At 69.7% G+C, this 6,219-nt stretch carries 8 protein-coding genes and 2 pseudogenes; 6 read left to right on the forward strand and 4 right to left on the reverse strand.

The genetic code is table 11. The features are described from left to right. The first annotated feature begins 41 nt into the window (after window positions 1–41). Window positions 42–308 carry a protealysin inhibitor emfourin gene (locus ACZ7GJ_RS37100; RefSeq protein ID WP_470758264.1) on the forward strand — a complete coding sequence of 89 codons (267 nt, stop codon included), beginning with the start codon at window positions 42–44 and terminating at the stop codon, window positions 306–308. A gap of 61 nt (window positions 309–369) precedes the next feature. On the opposite strand, the gene ACZ7GJ_RS37105 is transcribed toward ACZ7GJ_RS37100, so the two are convergent. After that, a complete protein-coding gene (locus ACZ7GJ_RS37105) occupies window positions 370–636 on the reverse strand; it encodes a DUF5133 domain-containing protein (protein WP_470758265.1) in 267 nt (88 codons plus the stop codon). 116 nt (window positions 637–752) lie between these two features. Further along, window positions 753–1,544 (reverse strand): DUF2785 domain-containing protein, encoded by a 792-nt coding sequence (locus tag ACZ7GJ_RS37110; protein ID WP_470758266.1) that lies wholly within the window; start codon window positions 1,542–1,544, stop codon window positions 753–755. 214 nt (window positions 1,545–1,758) lie between these two features. On the opposite strand from ACZ7GJ_RS37110, the gene ACZ7GJ_RS37115 reads away from it, so the two are divergent. The 5 genes and pseudogenes from ACZ7GJ_RS37115 (at window position 1,759) to ACZ7GJ_RS37135 (ending at window position 4,535) form a co-directional block, all read left to right on the forward strand. After that, window positions 1,759–2,901 carry a hypothetical protein gene (locus ACZ7GJ_RS37115; RefSeq protein ID WP_470758267.1) on the forward strand — a complete coding sequence of 381 codons (1,143 nt, stop codon included), beginning with the start codon at window positions 1,759–1,761 and terminating at the stop codon, window positions 2,899–2,901. 60 nt (window positions 2,902–2,961) lie between these two features. Continuing rightward, window positions 2,962–3,222, forward strand: coding sequence for a hypothetical protein (locus ACZ7GJ_RS37120; RefSeq protein WP_470758268.1), 261 nt, complete (start codon window positions 2,962–2,964; stop codon window positions 3,220–3,222). Between the two features lie 65 nt (window positions 3,223–3,287). Continuing rightward, window positions 3,288–3,560, forward strand: a pseudogene (locus ACZ7GJ_RS37125) (helix-turn-helix domain-containing protein); the annotation flags it as partial. A 102-nt stretch (window positions 3,561–3,662) separates the two neighbouring features. Then, window positions 3,663–4,196 carry a hypothetical protein gene (locus tag ACZ7GJ_RS37130; RefSeq protein ID WP_470758274.1) on the forward strand — a complete coding sequence of 178 codons (534 nt, stop codon included), beginning with the start codon at window positions 3,663–3,665 and terminating at the stop codon, window positions 4,194–4,196. Window positions 4,197–4,334: 138 nt separating this feature from the next. Continuing rightward, entirely contained in the window at window positions 4,335–4,535 is a 201-nt protein-coding gene (locus ACZ7GJ_RS37135) for a hypothetical protein (protein WP_470758269.1), read from the forward strand. Window positions 4,536–4,592: 57 nt separating this feature from the next. Here ACZ7GJ_RS37135 and ACZ7GJ_RS37140 read toward each other — a convergent pair whose 3' ends face one another. Together ACZ7GJ_RS37140 and ACZ7GJ_RS37145 are read right to left on the reverse strand one after the other, a co-directional pair. After that, on the reverse strand, window positions 4,593–5,879 hold the full coding sequence (locus ACZ7GJ_RS37140) for a phosphatase PAP2 family protein (RefSeq protein ID WP_470758270.1): 1,287 nt from the start codon (window positions 5,877–5,879) through the stop codon (window positions 4,593–4,595). A gap of 265 nt (window positions 5,880–6,144) precedes the next feature. Then, window positions 6,145–6,219, reverse strand: a pseudogene (locus tag ACZ7GJ_RS37145) (lytic transglycosylase domain-containing protein); the annotation flags it as partial.

Consider the following 6,219-nt stretch of genomic DNA (forward strand, 5'->3'; position numbering starts at 1 on the left):
ACCGGCCAGCCAGGCGGTGTTCTCTCCAAGGAGGTCTCATCATGCTGATCACCGTCACCCGCACCGGCGGGTTCGCGGGCGGGGAGCAGACCGCTTCCCTCGAAACGGAGTGCCGCGCCGACGGGCCCGAGCTGGAACGGCTGGCCGAGCTCGCGCTCAGCGGGGAGGGCCCCGTGGGGCGGCATCCCGTACCGGATGGCTTTCGCTACGTCGTCCACGTCGACAGCAAGGTGCTCGAATTACAGGATCCGTACCTCACTGAGGACCAGCAGCAGTTGATCGACGCTGTTCTGGGCACTGCCGCCTGAGCCTCCCGGCCCACCTCGCCGCCGTACCGGCTCGAACCGGGACCGGTACGGCACGCGTGGACTACCCCGCGGCCCCGGTCAAGGTCCGACCGTCCCGTGCCGCCGCCTCGGCGTCATCCGCGTCACCGAGCCATGCGGTACCCAGGTGCTCGCGCGCCGCGGCCAGCGCTGCGTCTATGTCACGCGTCCCGGTCGATACGCACAGCGTGTAGACCACATCCTCCATCTGCTGCCGCACCGGTCCGTGCGGGCCGGCGGTCCGGAGCTGCGACTCCTTCTCGTACTCCTCCACCAGACGCGCCAGCACCGCGGGGTGAGTCATCATCATGATCTCGCTCCTTCACACACGTCGCAGCCACAGGCGGCCAACCGCCCCCCAAGCGTCGCCTGCCCCGACACGGGCGTCCCATGCGCCACAAACCAGGAGGGTGCCGGCGCCGACGGTCAGCGTTTGACGATCCGGTCGAGGACGGTGGCGATGGCGGACTTGACCGCGTCGCGGTGGTGGAGGGGCTCTGCGGGCAGTTCGCTGGTGGGGCGCACGCCTCGGTCGGCGAGGATGTGGAGCAGGCGCAGGGTGCGCAGGCAGTTGCTGATGTGGGCGGGCACCGGGGTGCTGATGCGGTCGGCGCCGAAGCGGTCGGCGATCGTATCGAGCCAGCCGACGGCGTCGCGTTCGCTCAGGTCGGTACGGGTGAGGACGCGGGCGATCGCCCGGGCCAGGCGGTCGTCCTCCAACTGGTCGTAGACGTGGTCGGTGGGCGCCGTCAGCCGCGCGGCAGCAAGGTCCAGCATCCGCGCCGGCGCCACCCGGGGGTGGAGGCCGAAGCCCGCGAGCAGGTCCGCGCCGTGCGCCACCGCGTGGAGCCAGCCGAGGGTCTCGTCGTGGCCGCGCAGGTCCCGCTCCGCCGGATACCAGCGCTCGAACGCGTCCACCCAGCCGGCCTTGAAGTCCCCGGCGGCCAGCAGCATGTCGAGCACGAGGGGCGCGAAGGTGCGGGCCTCGACCCGCGGGTCGGCGAACCGGCCGGCCATCTCGTCCCCGAGCTCCAGCCGCCGGGACGCCTCGATCGTCCCGCGGGCTATCCAGGTGTCAAGGACGGTGTAGGGCGCACCGTCCCGGACCAGCGGATCGGGATCCGCGAGGGCGGCGGACAGCTCGCGGACGAGGTCCTCCATGGGGTGGCCGGCGGGCACGGCACAGTCGGCGGCCTCGACGTTCTTCCAATTGATCATGACGGGCAGGGTAGATCCGTGCCATTGCCGCGCGCCTGCGAATTACGGCCGGGCAGCCACGGAAACGGGACCTCGGTCGCCCCACTCCCGGCATGGCCGAAAGCGCCTGTCTCGGGCATGTGCCGCATTGACCGCCCAGAGCCATCGCGGTTGCATGCCCGTGGTCTTCCGGCAGGGAGCCGGAGCAGAGACCTTGTCCTTCCTGGGGGGAACCATGAGGGGAAACACGAACCGGAGCACCACCAGACGTGTACGGGCCGCCCTGAGCGCGGCGGTCGCCACCTGCGCGCTCACCGCGGCGCTGCCCGCAGCCGCTTCGGCCGAGCCCGCAGCAGCCTCGGTCGAGCCCGCCGCAGGGGCAGGCGCCGCGAGTGGCCTCACCACCGGTGTCGAGAGGATCAGCGTCGCGCCCGACGGCACCCAGGCCGACGGCAACTCCAACGGCGCCTCGATCACGCCCGCCGGCCTCCACGTCATCTTCTCGTCCGCGGCGACGAACCTGACGCCCGACGCCCCGTCGGCAGGGGACAAGGCGTACCTCCGCGACCAGCAGACGGGGCAGACCAAGCGGGTCGGGTACCTGACACCTCTCCAGCCCCCCGTGGTCAGCGGAAACGGGGTGTACGTCGCTTACGCCATGCAGTGGATGAGGAACGTGCGGGTCCGCCTGGATGAGGTGACCACGGGAAGAACGGCCTCCGCCAACTGCTCGGCCTACAGCTGCAACCAGCCGTCACTGAACGCAGACGGCCGTTACATCGCCCTGTCCATCCTCATCAACCAGTCGGGCCTCAGCCGCCAGCGCATCGAGGTCCAGGACATGCAGACCGGCACCGTTCAGACGATCGCCAACCTCGGCCACACCCTCCCGTCCCGGCCTTCCATCAGCGGCGACGGTCGCTACGTCGCCTACCAGGACGGCGAGACACAAGACGTCTTCGTGCGGGACCGCATCGGTGGCACCGTCGCCGGCCCGATCGAGGGCCCGTCGACGGCGGCGTCGCTCGTCCAGCTGAGCGACGACGGCAGCAAGGTCGTCCATCTCTCGGGTTCCGACACCTACGTCCACGACATGGCGTCGGGTACCGCTCAACTGGTGCCCAACGTACGGGGCGTGGCCATCGATCCCACCGGCCGCTACCTGCTGTACGCCCCGCACGGCACGAGCGGTCCGTCGCTCATGCTCCGCGACCTGCAGACGGGTACCGACGAGATCGTCTCGGCCCAGCCCGCCTCGGCCGGGCCCGACGCGGTCAGCGCCGGCGGGCGCGACGTGGTCTTCCAGTCCGCGGCCGACGACATCGTGCCCGGTGACACCAACGGCAAGTCCGACATCTTCGTCCGCCACTTCTCCTGACCGAGGTCAACCCGGGGGCGCCTGGGCCACTCCGATTCATTACGGTGTGCAGCGCGCGGGATGCACCGTGTGGGATCCTTCGTCGGGCGATATCCGCTCGTGCACAGCGGCGCCGTCTTCCCCGACTGGGACGAGGTCGCCCGGGACTACGCCGGAGTGCACGTCACCCTCCGCGCGATCCTTGCGGCCCAGGGCTTCAGCTTCGCCGTCGGCGACGGACCGACTGCCGCTCCCTACTGGGACATCGAATCCACCCTGTGGCTCCGGTGGTGCTTCTCCTCCATCCGCCTCGTGGACGTAGCGCCTCCCGGCGGCACCTGACCGTCCGCCACGACGAAAAGATACGATGCCCGGCCGCCGCGGCTCGCATCGTGCAGTCTGGCCGCATGGACAAAGATTCGTACCCGGCCGGTACAGCGCCATCGACGGTGACGCTGCCGGAGCAGGGGCCGGGGCCTGAGCAGGGGCTGGAGCAAGCGGTCGGCGGAGACCTGGAGCGGCTGAAGCTCCTTCTGCGGCGCCTTCGCGTGGAGCAGGGCCTCAGCATGGGGGGCCTGGCTGTACGGGCACGCCTCGGGCGCACTACGACGAGCCAGGCGCTCAACGGACCTACGGTGCCGAGCGAGGCGACGCTCGTGTCCTTGGCGCAAGCCCTCCGGACGCCGGCCGATCCACTCCTCGGACTTCGGACCCTCGCCTGCACGGGTCCTCACGCACCAGCCGCACCAGCCGCACCGACCGCCGGGTCACGCTCCGAGGACGTGACCCGGCCGCAGGAATTGGACGCGATTGAGCACCGCGGGCTCCAGGAGGCCCGGGAGAAGAAGTTCACCTACGAGTACCTGGACCGGCGATCCACCAGCCTGCTCCGGGCGCTCCACGGCAAGCTGCTGGATTCCCCGTTGATCGGGCTGAGGATCCGGACCGTGGAAGTCCACCGTGCCGCGCAGCTCGGCGACCCCGAACTCCCCGCCCTGATCATGCGGTGCGCGGATGAATGCTTCGCGTTCAAGGAGCACATCAAGGGCTACGAGGACGGAGGGGAAGCGACTCTGATCCTGGTCTACCTCACTGTGTTGAGCGAGTTGCGGTACTGGGACGACCCGGAGCGGCACAGCGTGTACGACCACGTTCACAGCACTGCGATGGTGTTCCTGGCCGACTTCGACATCGACTCGCTTCCCTTCCTCGAGCTCCAAGGGCTCCTTGAGCGGCTGACAGGGGGCTGCGTCGAGCCGCCCTGGTTGTTCCTCGTGGACATCTCGAACGAGGTGGCGGTCTGTTTCGACGCCTGACCTCTGCAGCCCACTGAAAGGTGGCGGTCCGATCACCCGTGTTCGGCGGTGTTCGTTCTTGACCGTGCGAACCCCGTCGAACACGGATAGCGGGATCTTCGACTCATCAGCCCGAACCCCAACACCTCGGGAGTCGTCATGTCCGGTCTCGCCACCGTTGTGCTCGCCGCCACCCTCGCCCTGGTCCTGGCCATCCTGGCCGCTGCCGGAGCGGGCATGCTGGCCCGCCTGGACGGGGCCACGTACCCGGCCGCGATCTACCGGGCGGCGACCGCGTTCGCCGCGGTCCTGACCCTCGCCGCCGCCGTGACCGCGGCCCTGGCCGCGCTCCCCCGGTGACGAGGCAGGGTCCGGTTCCTCTCGGGAAACCGGACCCTGCCCTCTGTCACGTCGCGCTCAGATCCGTTCGAGCTGCCGTTCCTGTCGCTGTCCGGGCACCCGCGCCGGCGCCTGCGGGTGCTGGTCCCAGCGCCGCGCGGTCCGGACGTAGCCGTAGATCACCGAGCCCAAGGCCGCGATGACGAGCGGACCGGCCACCCACGGGTGTCCGGCCATCTCCACCGACAGGTACCGGTACGACACGAGGAGCGCGGTGAAGACCGCGGTGCCATGGGCGACCAGCAGGATGCCCTGTCGGTCCCAGCCGCGGTCCATCGCGCGCAGGGCCGCTTCGATCGTGATCGTGAACACCACACCGGCGACGATGTCCGCACCGTAGTGGTACCCGAAGCCGAGCGTCGCGCCGAGCGTGGCGATGAGCCAGAACACGCCCAGGAGGCGCAGGGCGCGCGGGCCCTTGCGGGAGTGGATGAAGATCGCGGTGGCCCACGCGGTGTGCAGGCTGGGCATGCAGTTGCGCGGGGGGTACTCGGCGAAGGGCATCGCCTGCGGGATGCCGACCGTCGGCGCCGTGTGGGGCCACAGATCGGCCACGGCCCACTGTCCGCCGTCGGCGCCGTAGGCGAAGATCGGCCCGACCACGGGGAAGATCATGTAGAAGGCGGGCCCGATCAGGCCGATGACGATGAAGGTCCGCACCAGGTGGTGGCCCGGGAACCGGCGCTCGGCCGCGACGTTGCGGAGCTGGTACAGCGTGACGATGACCGCGGCCACCGCGAGCTGGATGTAGACGAAGTCCAGGACGTGGGCGCCGACCGGGCCGCTGGCCTCGACGATCCGGCCGACCACCCAGGACGGGTTGCCGAGCGCGTGATCGGCCTGCGCCACGTACTGGTCGAGGACCGTCGGCCGGGTCTTCGAGGTGATCAGCAGCCACGTGTAACCGGTCTTGCGGCCTGCCACGAGGAGCAGGGCCAGCCCCACTCCCTTGAGCAGCAGGGCGCGCTCCCGGCCGGTACGGCGCGTGATGGCGATAACGGCGCACGCCAGGGTCACCAGCAGCGCGCCGTTGCCGTACATCATCTGGGCGCCGACGGACCACCGCACGAGCCAGAAGACGAGGTCGATACCGATCGCGGCACCGATCGCGATGAATCGCTGCCGCCACGTCAGCACGACCATCATCAGCGCCATGCCGGCATAGAGCACCGTCCCCGACTGGGGGGCGAAGATCACCTCTCGCGCCTGGGCGGCGATCGGTCCCCGCGCGCCGTACCCGCGCGCGGCGATCTCCAGCGCGATGAGGAAGCCGGCGGCCACGACGCCGGCGGCACCCCACAGCATGACGCGTGGCTGACGCCACGCAGCGAACCCGGGCTTGCCGTCCTTCTGGAGGGCCGCGCGGTCTATTTTAGGAATCAATTTTCAGCCGATGTGTCATCTTCTTAGGCGATCATCGCAAACTCGAACATGTTAACGGAACGAGGGGCGTGCGTGACCGCGCGATGAATCAGACACTTCCGTCCGCTCACCCGACAAACGAAAGCGCCCGGCCGGGATGTCCCGGCCGGGCGCTTTCGCTTGCGTCACTCTTCTACCGCTGGTCGGCTCAGTACCAGTGGTGGGACTGCCAGAAGTTCCAGGCGCCGACGGGGCTGCCGTAGCGGGAGTTCATGTAGTCCAG

Source organism: Streptomyces sp. NPDC037242, from assembly GCF_055604165.1.